Origin of the sequence: Streptomyces sp. NBC_00984, assembly GCF_045162475.1 — a bacterium.
In the GTDB taxonomy this organism is placed as follows: Bacteria; Actinomycetota; Actinomycetes; order Streptomycetales; family Streptomycetaceae; genus Streptomyces.
Window position 1 is genome coordinate 1,883,384 of record NZ_CP108734.1, and the last position, 15,658, is coordinate 1,899,041.

The 15,658-nt window shown below is 71.7% G+C and carries 9 protein-coding genes; 3 read left to right on the top strand and 6 right to left on the bottom strand.

Annotated features, from left to right (window positions below):
* Window positions 1-14: 14 nt before the first annotated feature.
* Genes OG520_RS08165 through OG520_RS08175 form a run of 3 tightly spaced genes read right to left on the bottom strand, consistent with a single transcriptional unit; the run spans window position 15 to window position 2,995 of the window.
* The gene (locus OG520_RS08165) at window positions 15-1,481 is read right to left on the bottom strand and encodes an NAD(P)/FAD-dependent oxidoreductase (RefSeq protein ID WP_406012726.1); all 1,467 of its coding nucleotides are present in this window, start codon (window positions 1,479-1,481) and stop codon (window positions 15-17) included.
* Window positions 1,462-1,788, bottom strand: coding sequence for a (2Fe-2S)-binding protein (locus tag OG520_RS08170; protein ID WP_399329121.1), 327 nt, complete (start codon window positions 1,786-1,788; stop codon window positions 1,462-1,464). The genes OG520_RS08165 and OG520_RS08170 overlap by 20 nt, the downstream gene beginning before the upstream one ends.
* Before the next feature lie 40 nt (window positions 1,789-1,828).
* The gene (locus OG520_RS08175; protein WP_399329120.1) at window positions 1,829-2,995 is read right to left on the bottom strand and encodes an NAD(P)/FAD-dependent oxidoreductase; all 1,167 of its coding nucleotides are present in this window, start codon (window positions 2,993-2,995) and stop codon (window positions 1,829-1,831) included.
* A gap of 156 nt (window positions 2,996-3,151) precedes the next feature.
* Here OG520_RS08175 and OG520_RS08180 point away from each other — a divergent pair, with 156 nt between their 5' ends.
* On the top strand, window positions 3,152-6,271 hold the full coding sequence (locus OG520_RS08180; protein ID WP_406012727.1) for an alpha-mannosidase: 3,120 nt from the start codon (window positions 3,152-3,154) through the stop codon (window positions 6,269-6,271).
* A gap of 84 nt (window positions 6,272-6,355) precedes the next feature.
* Here the strand turns inward: OG520_RS08180 and OG520_RS08185 are convergent, their stop codons facing one another.
* The 3 genes from OG520_RS08185 to OG520_RS08195 all read right to left on the bottom strand — a co-directional run bounded on the left by OG520_RS08185 (window position 6,356) and on the right by OG520_RS08195 (window position 13,747).
* Window positions 6,356-8,098: a pyruvate dehydrogenase gene (locus tag OG520_RS08185; protein ID WP_399329118.1), complete on the bottom strand. Its 1,743-nt coding sequence runs from the start codon at window positions 8,096-8,098 to the stop codon at window positions 6,356-6,358.
* 65 nt (window positions 8,099-8,163) lie between these two features.
* Window positions 8,164-9,852: a protein phosphatase 2C domain-containing protein gene (locus OG520_RS08190; protein ID WP_406012728.1), complete on the bottom strand. Its 1,689-nt coding sequence runs from the start codon at window positions 9,850-9,852 to the stop codon at window positions 8,164-8,166.
* A gap of 127 nt (window positions 9,853-9,979) precedes the next feature.
* Window positions 9,980-13,747 (bottom strand): S8 family peptidase, encoded by a 3,768-nt coding sequence (locus OG520_RS08195; protein ID WP_406012729.1) that lies wholly within the window; start codon window positions 13,745-13,747, stop codon window positions 9,980-9,982.
* Between the two features lie 209 nt (window positions 13,748-13,956).
* On the opposite strand from OG520_RS08195, the gene OG520_RS08200 reads away from it, so the two are divergent.
* A complete protein-coding gene (locus tag OG520_RS08200) occupies window positions 13,957-14,946 on the top strand; it encodes a helix-turn-helix domain-containing protein (RefSeq protein WP_399329114.1) in 990 nt (329 codons plus the stop codon).
* Window positions 14,947-15,097: 151 nt separating this feature from the next.
* A complete protein-coding gene (locus OG520_RS08205; protein WP_399329113.1) occupies window positions 15,098-15,580 on the top strand; it encodes a DUF456 domain-containing protein in 483 nt (160 codons plus the stop codon).
* Window positions 15,581-15,658 lie beyond the last annotated feature (78 nt).

Sequence of the window (15,658 nt, forward strand, 5' to 3'; positions counted from 1 at the left end):
GACTGGCTGCGGGCCTACCCGGGCCCGGCCAGGTCGGCAAGTGTGGAGAGCTTCACGGGGCAGGCCAGCGGGCGCCGGTCGGGTCCGCCCGGCTCCTGCCCGGCGCCGTGCGCGGCGGCGAGTTCACGCACGGCGAATCCGCACGTCCGGCCCTGGCACCACCCCATTCCGGCCCGGGTGAGCAGTTTGACGGTCCTGGTGTCGCCGGCTCCCAACTCCTCGCACGCCGCGCGGATCCGGCCCGCGGTGACCTCTTCGCAACGGCAGACCTCGGTATCGCCGGTCAGCCACTCGCTCCACCCGGACCCCGGCCGGTGCACGGTCCCCATCAGAGTGGCGAAGGCCCGCAGTCGGCGCCGGGAGCGCCGCAGTGCGACCGCTCTGCGCGCCTCCTTCCTCAACGCCCCGCCCCGCACCTCGCGAATGACGGAGAGTGCCGCCAACTCACCCTCGTACAGGGCGAGTTCGACGCCGCCGACGCCACCGGACTCGCCGGCCGCCCAGACCCCGGGGACGGTGGTCCTGAGCTGCTCGTCGAGGGTGACCGCGTGTGTGCCGTCGGGGCCCGGACGCGTGGCGCAGCCGGCTGCCACGGCGAGTTCCAGCTGTGGCACGAGCCCGTGTCCCACGGCGAGCGCGTCGCAGTCGATCCGACGGCCGGTCCCCGCGACGGGGCGCCATCGGCGGTCCACCCTGCTGACGGTCACCGCCTCCACCCGCTTGTCGCCGTGCACCTCGGTGACCGCACGGTGGGTCAGTACCCGGACCCGGGCGCGCGCCAGCGCCGCCCCGAACCTGGCACCTTCCACCGCCTTGCCGGGGTTGGCGGCCAGCACGCGGGGAGCACGGGCGTACGCTCCGTAGCCGGCGGCTTCGACCAGCGCCGGGACGCGCGCCCCCGCACGCGTCAGCGACAGGGCGACGGCCTGCAGGAGCGGCCCGCTGCCCGCGACGACGATCCGGCGCCCCGGCAGCACCAGCCCCGACTTCAGCATGGCCTGGGCCCCCGCCGCACTCACCACTCCCGGAAGTGTCCAGCCCGGGAAGGGCAGTTGACGCTCGTGGGCCCCCGTGGCCAAGAGCATTCTGCGGGCCCGGACGGCGGTGCGCGTCTCCTCGTCGCCCCCGGTGACCGCGTGCAGGATCCAGTCCCCGTCGCCGGTTCGTTCGACCGTCCACACCTGGTGGCCGGTGAGATGGCGGATCCCGCCGGTGTCACGGTGCGCGGCGAGTCGCGCGGAGAGTTCCGCGAAGGCGCGCCAGTTGTGGTGAAGGGCCCCGGGCCGGGTGGCGCCGAGTCCGTCGGCCGGGCTGCGGTAGTACTGCCCGCCGGGCGCGGCGGCCGCGTCCAGCAGCACCACGTCGAGCCCGTGGTCGGCGGCGGTGACGGCTGCGGCCAGGCCTGCCGGTCCCGCCCCCACCACGGCGATGGCGGCGCGGCCGGTCTCCCGCACCCGGCGGTCATCCGTCGAGTGCGGCATGCCCGTCGCCCTCCTGCGTAGTGATGGTGTCGCCCGGCCCGGCGGGCAGCAGGCAGGCACGCTGGTTGGGCCGCCCGTTGACGGTGGCCAGGCAGTCGTAGCAGGCGCCGATGCCGCAGAAGGCGCCCCGCGGCCGGCCGTGGACCCGGGTGGTGCGCCAGGTCAGGATGCCCGCCGACCAGAGTGCGGCAGCGATGGTCTGGCCCGGTAGTGCGCGGATCGGGCGACCGTCGAAGGTCAGCCGGAACTCCGGTTCGGGCTCGGCCCCGACGAGCTCGGCGGGGGTACGTGCACGGGTGCGTCTCACTGGGTCCTCTCCTGGGGCACGGGCGCCCCGCTCTCCGCCGTCATGTGACATGGCAGGTGGCATCGAACCGGTCGGGGGCGAACGGTCCGAGATCGAGTACGGGCCGCTTCCCCCGGATCGCGTCGGCGATCAGCAGTCCGGTGGCGGGCGCCAGCCCGATCCCGGCACCCTCATGGCCGCAGGCGTGGAAGAGCCCCGGCACCCGGGAGTCCGGTCCGATCGCGGGCAGATGGTCGGGCAGGTAGGGACGGAACCCGTGGTAGGCGCGCAGCACCCGCACATCGGCGAGCACGGGGAAGAGGGCGGCGGCCTGGGCCGCCAGCCGGGCGACCACCGGAACGGACAACGTCCGGTCGAAGCCGACCCGTTCACGGCTCGCCCCGATGAGTACCGGACCCGAGGGCGTCCCCTCCACCACGGGCGAGGTCTGCAGCGCCGCCGACCCGCTCGACACGTCGGCCACGTACTCCGCCGCGTAGACCTTGTGCCGGATCAGTCGAGGCAGTGGTTCGGTGACGAGTACGAACCCCCTGCGCGGCAGGACCGGGAGGTTCGCCCCGGCCAGTGCGGCGAGGTCGCCGCCCCAGGTGCCCGCCGCGTTGACGACCACGGGGGCCCGCAGTTCGCCCCGTGTCGTGCGTACCCCGCGTACGGCGCCCTTCCCGTCCCTGAGTATTCCGACCACCTCCTCCCCCGGGCGCATGAGCGCGCCGGCGCGAGTGGCCGAACGCAGCAACTCGGCTGCTGCCAGCGCTGGTTGGACCTGCGCATCCTGCGGATAGTGGCAGCCGCCGGTCAGGTGCGGTGCGAGCTGGGGTTCGAGGTCGCGGAGTCGGTCGGATGTGACGTGGTACGCCTCGACGCCCGCCTCCCGCTGGCCGGCGGCCGTCGAGGACAGGGCGGTCAGGGAGTCCTCGGTCGCCGCGACGACCACACCGCCCTTGAGCTCGTACTCGATGTCCGGGGGCAGTTCCTCGGACAGTTGCTGCCACAACGTGGCGGAGAGCAGGGCCAGTTCCAGCTCTGGTCCCGGCACTTTGTCGGAGACCAGGAGGTTTCCCTCGCCGGCTCCGGTAGTGCCGCCGGCCACCGGCCCGCGGTCGACGACGGCTACGGAGAGTCCGGACCGGGAGGTGTAGTAGGCGCAGGCGGCGCCGACCATTCCGGCCCCGACGATGACGACATCCAAGGGGTGTCTCGTAAGCACGTCAGTAATATGTCACATTGCTTAAGGGCCGCCAAGGGCGCGCACAGGGCCAGTTGATCAACCGTCACCCCGTCGCGCGGCTTACAGGGGTGCCGGGTCGGCCGCCGGGGAAGTGGAGCCAAGGACACCCGCAGGCACCGACCCCGAGGAGCCGTGATGCACGACGACCGCACCCTGGTGGAGGACCGCCTCGAACGTGCCCTTCACCAGTTCATCCGCCCCGCCCAGTACCCGGACCGGACCCCGCTCGCCCTCTCCGTGCGGCACATCCCCGGCGAACCCGTTCCGGTGGCGCGGGTCCTCCAGGAATCGTTCGAGCCGTTCCGTACCGGCACCGAGTGGGGTAGGCCCTGGTCCACCAGCTGGTTCCGGCTGGAGGGGACCGTGCCGGCGGAGTGGGCGGGGCGACGGGTCGAGGTGGTCGTCGATCCCGGGTTCTCCGGTCAGGGGCCGGGTTTCCAGGCCGAGGGCATGTTGTACGACACCGCGGGCGTCCCCATCAAGGGCATCCATCCGCGCAATCGCCATCTCACGCTGGCCTCCCCGGCAGCGGGCGGCGAGCCGGTCTCGCTGCTCCTGGAGGCGGCGGCCAACCCGGCCGTGCTGGAGCACGGTTTCGCGCCGACTCCGCTCGGGGACGTGACGACGGCGGGTGACCGGCCGCTCTACCGGTTCGCCGCCGCGGACCTGGCGGTGCTGGACGAGGAGGTCTGGCATCTGGTCCTGGACATCGAGGTGCTCTCCGAGCTGATGCGGGAACTCCCCGTCGAACGTTCTCGACGGCACGAGATCCTGCGGTCGCTGGAGCGCATGCTCGACGTGCTGGACCTGCACGACGTGGCGGGCACGGCGCGAGCCGGCCGGGACGAGCTGGCCGAAGCGCTGTCCCGCCCGGCCGCGGCGAGCGCGCACCGGATTTCGGCCGCCGGTCATGCGCACATCGACACGGCGTGGCTGTGGCCGCTGCGGGAGACGGTGCGCAAGGCCTCGCGCACCTTCGCCAATGTCACCGCACTCGCCCAGGACTATCCGGAGCTGGTCTTCGCGGCTTCGCAGGCCCAGCAGTACGCCTGGGTGAAGGAGCACCAGCCGCACATCTGGAAGCGGATCAAGCAGGCCGTGGCGGACGGGCAGTGGGCGCCCGTGGGGTCGATGTGGGTGGAGTCCGACGCCAACATGCCCGGTGGCGAGGCACTGGCCCGGCAGCTCGTGCACGGCAAGCGGTTCTTCGAGCAGGAGCTGGGAGTGGAGACCGAGGAGATCTGGCTGCCGGACTCCTTCGGCTACACGGCCGCGTTCCCGCAGCTGGCCCGGCTTGCGGGAGTGAAATGGTTCCTGACCCAGAAACTGTCCTGGAACCAGAGCAATAAAATGCCACATCACACCTTCTGGTGGGAGGGCATCGACGGGACCAGGGTCTTCACCCATTTCCCGCCCGTGGACACCTACAACGCCCAGTTCCACGGCCGCGAACTCGCCCACGCGGAGCGGAACTTCGCAGAGAAGGGCCTGGCGACCCGCTCGCTCGTCCCGTTCGGCTGGGGTGACGGCGGGGGCGGGCCCACCCGCGAGATGCTGGAGAAGGCGCGCAGGCTCAAGGACCTGGAGGGTTCGCCGAGGGTGGGCATCGAGCGGCCGGCAGCGTTCTTCGCGGCGGCCGAGGAGGAGTACGGGGCACAGGCTCCGGTCTGGTCGGGCGAACTGTATCTGGAGCTGCACCGGGCCACGTACACCACCCAGGCCAAGACCAAACAGGGCAACCGCCGCAGCGAACACCTTCTCCGCGAGGCCGAGTTGTGGGCCACGGCGGCGGCCCTGCGCAACCCCGCCGACCGCTACGGCTATCCGTACGAGGCACTGGACCGACTGTGGAAGACGGTCCTGCTGCATCAGTTCCACGACATCCTGCCCGGCTCGTCGATCGCCTGGGTGCACCGCGAGGCCCGCGAGACATACGAGCGGGTACGGGTGGAGCTGGCGGACCTGACGGCGGACGCGGTAGCCGCACTGGGTGCGGCCGAGGGCCTGGTGGTGCTCAACTCGTCTCCGTACCACCGCCGTCAGGTGGTCGAGCTGGACGCGGAGGCGGGCGGGGTGCTGCCCTCCGGCGCGCATGTGCAACACCTGGGCGACGGGCGCACGGCGGTGCTGGCCGACACGCCAGGGCTCGGTGCGGGTCCGCTGAACGGCTCGGCGGTGCCGGAACACCCGGTCACCGCGACCGATTCGGCGGGCGAGGGCCTCGTGCTCGACAACGGGCTGCTGCGGGTGGTGGTCGACGGCGACGGCCTGATCGCCTCCGTGCGCGATCTCGGCGCGGGGCGGGACGTCCTCGTCCCCGGCCACCGGGCCAACCTCCTCCAGCTGCACCCGGATCACCCCAATCACTGGGACGCCTGGGACATCGACCGGCACTACCGCCGCACCCGCACCGATCTCACCGACGCCGACTCCGTCGAGCTGGTGGAGGAGGGGCCGTTGCGGGCCGCGGTCCGCGTGCTGCGATCCTTCGGGCACTCACATGTCACACAGGAGATCCGGCTGACCGCGGGCAGCCGACGGATCGACATCGACACCGAAATCGACTGGCGGGAGTCGGAGAAGGTACTCAAAGCGGCATTCCCGCTCGATGTGCATGCCGAACGGTCCACGTCCGAGATCCAGTTCGGTCACGTCCACCGTCCCACGCACGACAACACCGGCTGGGACGCGGCCCGTTTCGAGATCTGCGCCCATCGCTGGCTCCGGGTCGCCGAGCCGGGGTACGGCGTCACATTGCTCAACGACTCGACGTACGGGCACGAGGTGACCCGGACCCCGCACGGTTCGGGCCTCGGCACGACCGTACGGCTGACGCTGTTGCGCGCCCCGCACAGCCCCGACCCGGAGACCGACCTCGGTCGGCACCGGTTCAGGTACGCGCTGGCACCGGGCGGCGGGATCACGGACTCGGTACGGGAAGGGCTCGCGCTCAATCTGCCGTTGCGGGCGGCCGTGGCTCCCGTGCTGCCGTCGCTGGTCGACACGGGGCATCCGGCGGTCACGGTGGAGTCGGTGAAACTCGCCGAGGACCGGAGCGGCGATGTGATCGTGCGGCTGTACGAGTCGGCGGGCGGTCGCGCCGGCACCACGCTGCGGGTCGGTTTCCCCGTCGTACGGGCCCAGGTCACCGATCTGCTGGAACGGCCGCTGCGCGAGGCGGACACCGACGAGCACGGTCTCGTACTGTCGCTGCGGCCGTTCCAGATCCTGACACTGCGACTGACCCCGGCGTGACGGCCCGGGGCGTGGCCCGGTGTCACATGTCACCGAGCACCGCCCCGCCCCAGGCCCTGCCCCAGGCCCTGCCCGGGGCACCCTTCAGGGGCGGGGCACGTTCCGCAGGTTGGAGCGGGCCAGCTGGACCATCCGGCCCACTCCCCCGTCCAGCACGATCTTGCTCGCGGAGAGCGCGAAGCCGGTCACCATGTCGGCGCTGATCTTCGGCGGGATGGAGAGGGCGTTGGGGTCGGTGACGACATCGACGAGCGCCGGACCCTTGTGCTTGAAGGCGTCCTTCAGTGCGCTTTCGAGCTGCTTGGGCTTCTCCACCCGCACGCCGTACGCCCCGCAGGCGCGGGCGACCGCGGCGAAGTCCGGGTTCTTGTTGGACGTACCGAACGACGGCAGGCCGGCGACCAGCATCTCCAACTCGACCATGCTCAGCGAGGAGTTGTTGAACAGCACGACCTTCACCGGCAGGTCGTACTGCACCAGCGTCAGGAAGTCGCCCATCAGCATGGTGAATCCGCCGTCGCCGGACATCGAGACCACTTGCCGGTTCCGGTCGGTGAACTGGGCCCCGATGGCCTGCGGGAGCGCGTTGGCCATCGAGCCGTGGCTGAACGATCCGATGACCCGGCGCTTGCCGTTGGGGGAGAGATAGCGCGCGGCCCACACGTTGCACATACCGGTGTCGACGGTGAACACGGCGTCGTCGTCGGCCAGTTCGTCCAGCACCGAGGCGACGTACTCCGGATGGATCGGGACGTGCTTCTCAACCTTGCGGGTGTACGCCTTGACCACGCCCTCCAGCGCTTCGGCGTGCTTCTTCAGCATCCGGTCGAGGAACTTGCGGTCGCTCTTGGCCTTCACCCGCGGGGTCAGACAGCGCAGGGTCTCGCGGACATCGCCCCAGACCGCCAGATCCAGCTTGGAACGACGGCCCAGGTGCTCGGGACGCACATCGACCTGGACGATCTTCACATCGGTCGGGAGGAAGGCGTTGTACGGGAAGTCGGTGCCGAGCAGGATGAGGAGATCGCACTCGTTGGTCGCCTCGTACGCGGCGCCGTAGCCGAGCAGGCCGCTCATCCCGACGTCGTACGGGTTGTCGTACTGGATCCATTCCTTGCCGCGCAGCGCGTGCCCCACCGGGGCCTTCACCCGTTCGGCGAACTCCATCACCTCGGCGTGGGCGCCCGCCGTGCCGCTGCCGCAGAACAATGTCACACGTTTCGCCTCGTCGACCATCCGGCAGAGCTTGTCGATCTCCTCGTCACCGGGCCGGACCGTCGGCCGCGAGGTGACCAGCGCGTGCTCGATGGACTTCTCCGGGGCGGGCTGCGAGGCGATGTCGCCCGGCATCGTGACGACGCTGACCCCGCCCCGGCCGATCGCATGCTGGATGGCCGTCTGGAGCAGTCGCGGCATCTGCTGCGGATTGGAAATCATCTCGTTGTAGTGGCTGCACTCCTGAAAGAGCAGCTCCGGGTGGGTCTCCTGGAAGTAGCCGAGACCGATCTCGCTCGATGGGATGTGCGAGGCGAGAGCGAGCACGGGAGCCATGGAACGGTGGGCGTCGTAGAGACCGTTGATGAGGTGCAGATTGCCGGGGCCGCACGATCCTGCGCAGGCCGCCAGCGAGCCCGTGATCTGGGCCTCCGCGCCCGCGGCGAAAGCGGCGGTCTCCTCGTGCCGGACCTGGATCCAGTCGATGTCCCGGTTGCGGCGGATGGCGTCGACGACCGGGTTGAGGCTGTCGCCGACGACACCGTACATACGCTTGACGCCCGCCCGGACGAGGATGTCGACGAACTGCTCCGACACGTTCTGCTTGGCCATGGGTGCGTACCCTTTCCGCGCTTCGGCTTCCGGACTCCGCATCCATCAACCCATGGCGCGCGCGGTTACGCCTCCCAGACGCCCACGCCCGTACGGTCGTCGGCGTACCCCTTCACCCGCAGTTGGGTGTCCGCGAGGAAGGTGACAAGACCCGGCGCCGTGCCGGGGGCCCAGCGTCCGGCGAGCTCCCGGGCCAGGGCGGGCTCGCCGCGCAGCGGTTCGGCCAGTCCGGGGCTGCACAGCAGCAGGGTGTCCCCCGGTCGGGCCACCGAGCCCCGGAACCGGAACGGTTCTGCTGGTGGGTCGAGCGGGGTCCCGGCGTACGACGACGCGGGGGCGGTGACGGCCGGATCCATGGTGAGGCGGTCACTGTCGGGGCCGTTCCCGGGGGACGCGGGGCCGGATCCGGCCCCGGAGTCCGCGCAGGTGTCGCCGGCGGCTGCCGGAACCTCCGGTTCGAGGTCCTGCCAGATGCCGTCGCGCAGCCGGAGGAGTCCACCGGCGCCGATGCCGAAGAAGATCCTCGTACGGCATTCGGGGTCCGCCGGCAGCAGGAGGCAGCGCAGGCCCGCGGTGTACTGCCGCGGTTCGGTCCCCAGCTCGGCGGCGCGGGCGCGCAGCTTGCCGTACGTGCGGTCGGTGAGGCGGTTCAGGCCGGACTTGAGGTCTCCGCGGCGGCCCGCCCTTATGTCCTCGGAGAGCCGGGCATGGCTGCGGCCGACCGCTGCGCCGATCCAGCGGCAGGCATCGGCCGCCGCCAGATGCGCCGACTCGGTGGCGCGGGCCCCGGTCGCGACGGCGACCAGGACCAGTGCGTGCTGGTCGGTGCCGAAACGCGCGGTGAGCAGCGCGTCACGGCGGGGCTCGCCGCGAAACCGTGCGGAGTCCCCGCGCACGGAGGCGGCGCGCAGGGTGTACGTGCCGTAGCGGGCACCGTCGAGCACGGTGTCGGAGACGAGACCGTCCAGCTCCTGCGGGACGGTGGTGGGCAGCGCGGTGGGCTCGGCGTCGTAGGTGGGCGGTCGGTCACCCACATGGCCGATCACGGAACGGGGGACGGACGCGGTTTCGCGCTCGGCCTCCGGTGCGGGTGCGGCAGGTACGGCGGCCGTGGTGTCAGGGGCGGACGGGGCGACGGGCACCAGCGGGGCGGCGGGCCTCTCGGCGACCGGCCGTCTGGGCAGCGGCGGCACGGACGGGACCGGCGGCACCGGCGGCACGGACACCGAGTCGCCGATCGGCGGCTCGATCGACGGCCCGATCGGCGGCTCCGGGGCCGGCGGCCGGTCGGGCGCGGGAGGGGGATCCGCAGGAACCGGAGGTGCGGCGAAGGTACGCGGCTGCGACGGGCCGGCCGGGGACGCCCCCGACACCCGTACGGTCGCGGCGGGCGGCTCCCACGGCGCACGCTCCCCCGCCGGCCGGGGCACGGCCACCGCGCTCCGGGACCCGCCCTCCGCCTTCCCCCTCGGAGGCGCCGCCTCTCCCGCGGGCGTCGTCCCCGTCTCCCCGTCGGATCCCCCGCGCCCGCCCGGACCGCGCCCGCCCGGACCGCGCCCGCCCGGACCGAGCGCGTCCGGACCGAGCGCGTCCGGACCGAGCGCGTCCGGACCGAGCGCGTCCGACGCCGAGTCGAAGCGGTCGTCGAGACTGTCGGCCGCGTCGCTCGTCCCGGTGTCCCGGGCGTTCTCGTCGTACAGCCTGCGCCACCAGTCGTCCTCGTGGGTGGCGGACCTCTCCCCCTGCTGACTCATGACCTTATTGTCGACCGCGGGGGCCGTACGAAAACGGGTCATCCGGAAAAAGTGGCCGCGAACATGGGTCCGCCGGGCGCCCCCACCCCCCACGGGAGGGACCCCCGGCGGACCGGTCAGGTCGTGATCAGCGCACGGCGTACGCGTCGTTCACGGTCTGGATGACGGAGTTGCCGTTGGCGTCCGTCAGTTCGGTCTTCAGGGTGACCGGCTTGCCGGCCGCGCCCGCGTGGTTCACGGTCGCGGTCCAACGGCCGCCCCGCTGTGCGGTGGTCGCGTCGATCCAGGTCTCCCCGCCGTCGTAGGAGTACGAGACCTTGGCCGCGGTCAGCTTGCCGGGCGTGTAGCCGGCGTGACCGGTGACGCTGAGGCCGATCGTCTGACCGTCCTTCGCCGCGAGGGTCTTGAGCCCGTCGGCCGCCAGGTCGTAGCCCGGGAAGAGCAGCGGAAGGCCCTGGGAGTAGGCGTTCTCGTCGCGCTTCGAACGGAACTTCCACGTGGTCTCGGTGCTGGTGGACCGCTTCCACACGGCAGAGGGCTGACCGAACTTGGCGGTCTCCATGGTGAGTTCGTACGCGGCGTCCTCCGCCGGGACGGTGAACGCCCCGGACGGCCAGCCGGACTCGCCGATCACCTTGCCACCACTGCTCAGGCGTATGTTGCCCATGTCACCGAAGGAGCCCTGGAGACCGGCGTGCTCGCTGTCGCTCCAGAAGCCCGGGGCGACACCGATCAGGTTGTCCTGGCGCTCGCCGGCGAGCTGGAGCTTTCCGGCGGCGTCGCGCGGGGCGGCCGGAACGGGGATGCCCCGGTACCAGTTCTCCGTACGCTTCGAGCCCGCCGTGTAGGTGCGCGGCTGGTCGACCATCATCTCGCCCCAGGGGAAGCTGGAGGAGAGGTACCGCACCCACGCGGTGTCGCCCGCCGAGTAGTACTCGGTGCGCTTGCCGGGGACGGCGACGTAGTCGGTGACGGCGGAGAACGTCCCGCCGTACGGCCGGTTGATGATCATCGTGTCGACGTAGTCCGCCGCGACGCCCATCGCCTCGTAGTCGGCGGTGACCTTGCCGAGCTTGGTGTCGCGGACCTTGTAGGTGCGGTCCGAGGTGACCGGTCCGGTCTCGGGGAACGCGAGGTTGTAGACGAACGGGCTGACCGCGGTGGCCTTCCAGCGCAGCTTGACCGGGCCGTCGGCCAGGGCGGCCTTCAGCGCATCGGCCTCGCCCGCCTCGATGCCGAGCGCGGGCAGCGCCGACGAGGCGTAGCCGACGGACGGCTGCCAGGGGCCCGCGGAGGGGCGGTGGGCGATGACGGCCTTGGCACCGGCGGCCTGGGCGTCGCGCGCCTGGGTGTACACATTGCCGGCGTCGTCACCGACCTCGACCAGGGCGATCTTCCCTGCGACGCCCGCGGCCCTCAGCTCGTCGGGGGTACCCGTACCGGCGTCGACGAGTGCGGCCTCGCCCGTGCCGTCGAGGTTGGCGGAACCGGTGCTCGCCGTCTTCGGGTGCAGTTCGACGCCGCCGACGACCGACAGCTTCTCGATCTGCGGGGCGTAGGCGCGCCAGAAGCTGGTGAACTCGAAGTCGCCGTCACTCGCCCTGCCCTGCACATCGGCCAGGTAGTTCTTGACCGCGGAGCCGCCGGTGATGGAGCCCGAGTGCAGCCAGACATCGTCCCAGCTGCGGCCGAACGCGAGCGTCGTGGAGCGGTTCTCGGAGGCGCGGTCCTCGGTCTTCACCTGGATCCGGTGGGCCTTGCGGGCGTCCAGGACCAGGGTGGTGTCCTTGGTGACGTTCAGCTGCGGCCGCGCGAGGTAGGCGACGGAATCGGCCAGGCTTCCGGTGGCGTCCTTCGGGTCGGGCGAGGTGACGAAGCCGGAGACGAAGTACGCGCCGGGGCGCACCTGGTAGACCTGGTCGGTGGCACCCTCGTTGAAGCGGCGTTCGCCGCTGGCGTTGTCGGTACCGATGAGGTCCAGCGACGAGGAGCCGGCGGCGGGCTTGCCGGTGCGGTCGACGAGCTTGACCCGCAGGGTGACGGTCTCGGCCCCGACGTACAGCGAGAACGGGGTGGAGACCTTGACGCCGCCGGGGCCGGTGGCCAGCACACGTCCGGTGACGTCGCCGTACTGCGCGGCCTTCAGCTTCGCCGTCGGGTCGATCTTCAGCGGGACCTTGACGGTGGCTCCGGCCGGAACGGTGACGGTGCTCGCGTCGAGCTTCGCGACGGAGGAGCGGACGGCGGAGCCGTCGTTTCCGGTGACGCCCTGGACCTTCAGCGACAGCTTCACCGGCTTGGTGCCGGAGTTGGTGTACGGGACGTCGACCGTGGTGCGGTCGCTGTTGTCCTGCGGCCAGTTGAAGGTGCCGCCCTGGATGGCGGGGGCGCCGACGAGGGTGGTGTCGATGGCGGCCTTGACGTCGAGGCGACCGCCGCCGGTCTCGCGTACGTCGCCGGGGATGTCGCTCTTCGCGGACGAGACGAGCGCCGCCTTGATCTGCTGGGCGGTCCAGTCGGGGTGACGCTGCTTCACGATGGCCGCGGCGCCCGCGACATGCGGGGTGGCCATCGACGTGCCGGACATCGTCTGGTACGCGTAGATGCCGCGGCCACCGGCCGCAGCGGCCGAGATGCCGACGCCGGGGGCGGCGATCTCGGGCTTGAGGGTGTGCGATCCGGTCACGGGTCCGCGGCTGGAGAACTGGGCCGTGGAGTCGTCGCGGTCGACGGCGCCGACGGTCAGCACGCTCGGGGCGCAGCCGGGCGAGGAGACGGTGTTCAGCGTCGGGCCCGAGTTGCCGGCCGCGATCACGAACAGGGTGCCCTTGTTCTGGGCGAGTTCCTCGGCGGCGACGCTCATCGGGTCGGTGCAGTCGGTCGGCTCCGGGCTGCCGAGGCTCATGGAGACGACGTCGGCCTTCTGGTCGACGGCCCACTGCATGCCGGCGATGATCCAGGACTCGGCGCCGGAGCCGCTGTCGTTGAGGACCTTGCCCGCGAGCAGGTCGGCGCCGGGGGCGACGCCCTTCTTCTTGCCGCCGCTGGCCGCGCCGGAGCCGCCGACGGTGGAGATGGTGTGGGTGCCGTGGCCCTGCCGGTCGTCGGTGCTGTCGGAGTCGGTGAAGTTCTCCGAGGCGGTGACCCGGCCCTTGAGGTCGGGGTGTTCGGCGTCGACACCGGTGTCGAGCACGGCGACCTTGGTGCCCTTGCCGTCGTATCCGGCGGCCCAGGCGAGGTCGGCGCCGATCTGCTTGGTGGACCGGTCGAGGGTGGCCTGAACCTTGCGGTCGAGCCAGAGCTTCTTCAGGCCGGAGGCCGAGCGGGACCGGGTGTTGGTGACGTCCGACCAGAAGTCGGCGGCCTTCGTCTTCTCGGCCTTGAGGGCGACACCGTCGATGGCGTCGAGCGCGACTCCGCGCTTGGCGCCGCGCGGGGTGGCGGGCACGGAGCGGGCCTGCTCCTTGCCGTAGACCGCGATCAGCGGCAGCGACTTGGCGTGCGCGTCGTCGTAGCCCTGCCGGATGAGGCCGGTGACGTTGAAGAGTTCCTCGTCGACCTTGCCCGCGGCCAGCGCGGCGGCGGCGGTGTCGGGGTAGACGTACAGGCCCTTGCCGGACTGCCTGGTCTGTACGAGGGGTACGGTCCCGTCCTCACGGGGCAGCGCGGTGACCGACGCGGCTCCCGAACTGCCCGTACTCACCAGGACCTTGTCGCCGGTGACCAGCGTCACGGTGACCGGCTTGCCCTTCTTCGCCTCGGCGGCGACGCTGCCGGTCAGTGGTCTCTTCCCTGTCGCGTCGTCCTGCGGCGCTGCCGCTGACGGTGCGATCGCGGTGACGGCCAGGACGGCGGCGGTGGCCGCTCCCAGCGCCGTGCGCGATATCGGACGCATCGCTCTCCCCAAGTGAATCCGGAATCAACTACGCAAACCGCAGCCTTCCGGCGGTTGTTGGTACTGCGGTGGCGCCACATTGGCAGAGCGAAGAGCGTTAAAGGGATGATGTACACGGCGGGTTTACGCCGTGGCCGCTTTCCGCCATGGCTGGACACCCGGCGACTGCGACATCGTGCGGAATGAGCGCGTCCAGGAAAGGGCCGGGGATGCTGGGAGCCATAGGTCTCGACGAGATACAGGAGTCGACGTACCGCGCGCTCGTGGCGGTGGGAGCCGCGGAGGTCGCCGATCTCGCGCACCGACTGGGCCTTCCCGAGCCGGACACCGAGCGGGCCTTGCGCAGGCTGGAGCAGCACGGCCTGGCCGCGCAGGCGTCGGCCCGCACCGGACGCTGGGTGGCGGCGCCGCCGGGTGTGGCGCTCGGGGCGCTGCTCACCCAGCAGCGCCATGAGCTGGAGCAGGCGGAGCTGGCGGCGGCGCTGCTCGCCGAGGAGTACCGGGCGGAGGCCGCCGAACCGGCCGTGCACGATCTGGTCGAGGTGGTCACGGGGGCGAGCGCGGTGTCGCACCGCTTCCACCAGTTGCAGCTCGGTGCGACGAGCGAGGTGTGCGCCCTGGTGACCGGGAAACCGATCGCCGTCAGCGGGATGGAGAACGAGGCCGAGGAGCGGGCCGCGACGCGCGGGGTGTCGTACCGGGTGGTGGTCGAGCGGGAGCTGCTGTCGCTGCCGTCCGGGATTCTGGAGCTGTCGGCGGCGCTGAGCCGGGACGAGCAGTGCCGGGTCATCGACCGGGTGCCGACCAAGCTGGTCGTCGCCGACCGCGCCCTGGCGATGGTGCCGCTGACCGGACACGGCGCCGAGCCCGCCGCCCTGGTGGTCCATGCCTCCGGGCTGCTGGAGTCGCTGATGGGGCTCTTCGAGGCGGTGTGGCGCGAGGCGATGCCGCTCAGGCTGGGCGAGAGCGGCCGGCTGCAGGAGGAGGACATGGGGCCCGATCCGACGGACCTGGAGATCCTGTCGCTGCTGCTGGCCGGGCTGACGGACGCGAGCGTGGCGAAACAGCTGGAGCTGGGGTTGCGGACCGTGCAGCGAAGGGTGAAGGGCCTGATGGAGCTGACGGGCGTCTCGACCCGGCTGCAATTGGGCTGGCACGCGTACGAACGGGGCTGGGTGTCCCGCGCGCCACGGGCCTGAGCAGGGCCCCCGCCGGACGCCCCGGGCCGGTGCGAGGGCGGCGCCGACGGCGTGCCGACATGGCTCCGGTACGGCTCTGAGCTGCGCCGACGGCCTCCGCCTCCGGGAGCGCTGACGGGCGGGACCGGCCGGACTCCGGCAGGCTGGACAGATGGGTGTGTGGCAACTCGTCGCCGTCGGCCTCGTCATGCTCCTCGGCCTGCTGGGCGTGCTGGTGCCGGGGGCACCGGGGCAGGCGATCGTCTGGGCCGCCGTGCTGTGGTGGGCGCTCACCGACATGACGCCGGTCGCCTGGGGCGTACTCATGGGCGCGACGGCGCTGCTGCTGCTGAACCAGGCGCTGAAGCCGTTGCTGCCGCCGCGCCGCCCGCGTGAGACGGGGGCGCCGCGCAAGACGCTGGTGCTCGGCGGGATCGGCGCGATCGTGGGCTTCTTCGTGGTGCCGGTGATCGGCGGAGTGGCCGGATACGTGGGGGCCATCTACGGGGCGGAGCGGCTGCGGCTCGGCAGCCGCGGGGCGGGCTGGACATCGGTGCGCTCGGTGATGCGGGCGACCGGCTATTCGGTACTCGTCGAGCTCTTCGCGTGCCTCCTGGTGGCGGGGGCCTGGCTGGGCGCGGTGATCTGGGGCTGATCACGCCCCGCCCTCCCGTACAGCTGGCTGGACTCCATCCAGATACGCGGCGACACATCGGATCTCTCCCGCTCCATT

Excerpts from the sequence above, each read along its gene's own strand:
- OG520_RS08165 (WP_406012726.1), bottom strand. The coding sequence starts at position 1,481 with ATGCCGCACTCGACGGATGACCGCCGGGTGCGGGAGACCGGCCGCGCC.
- OG520_RS08180 (WP_406012727.1), top strand. The coding sequence starts at position 3,152 with ATGCACGACGACCGCACCCTGGTGGAGGACCGCCTCGAACGTGCCCTT.
- OG520_RS08185 (WP_399329118.1), bottom strand. The coding sequence starts at position 8,098 with ATGGCCAAGCAGAACGTGTCGGAGCAGTTCGTCGACATCCTCGTCCGG.
- OG520_RS08190 (WP_406012728.1), bottom strand. The coding sequence starts at position 9,852 with ATGAGTCAGCAGGGGGAGAGGTCCGCCACCCACGAGGACGACTGGTGG.
- OG520_RS08195 (WP_406012729.1), bottom strand. The coding sequence starts at position 13,747 with ATGCGTCCGATATCGCGCACGGCGCTGGGAGCGGCCACCGCCGCCGTC.
- OG520_RS08200 (WP_399329114.1), top strand. The coding sequence starts at position 13,957 with ATGCTGGGAGCCATAGGTCTCGACGAGATACAGGAGTCGACGTACCGC.
- OG520_RS08205 (WP_399329113.1), top strand. The coding sequence starts at position 15,098 with ATGGGTGTGTGGCAACTCGTCGCCGTCGGCCTCGTCATGCTCCTCGGC.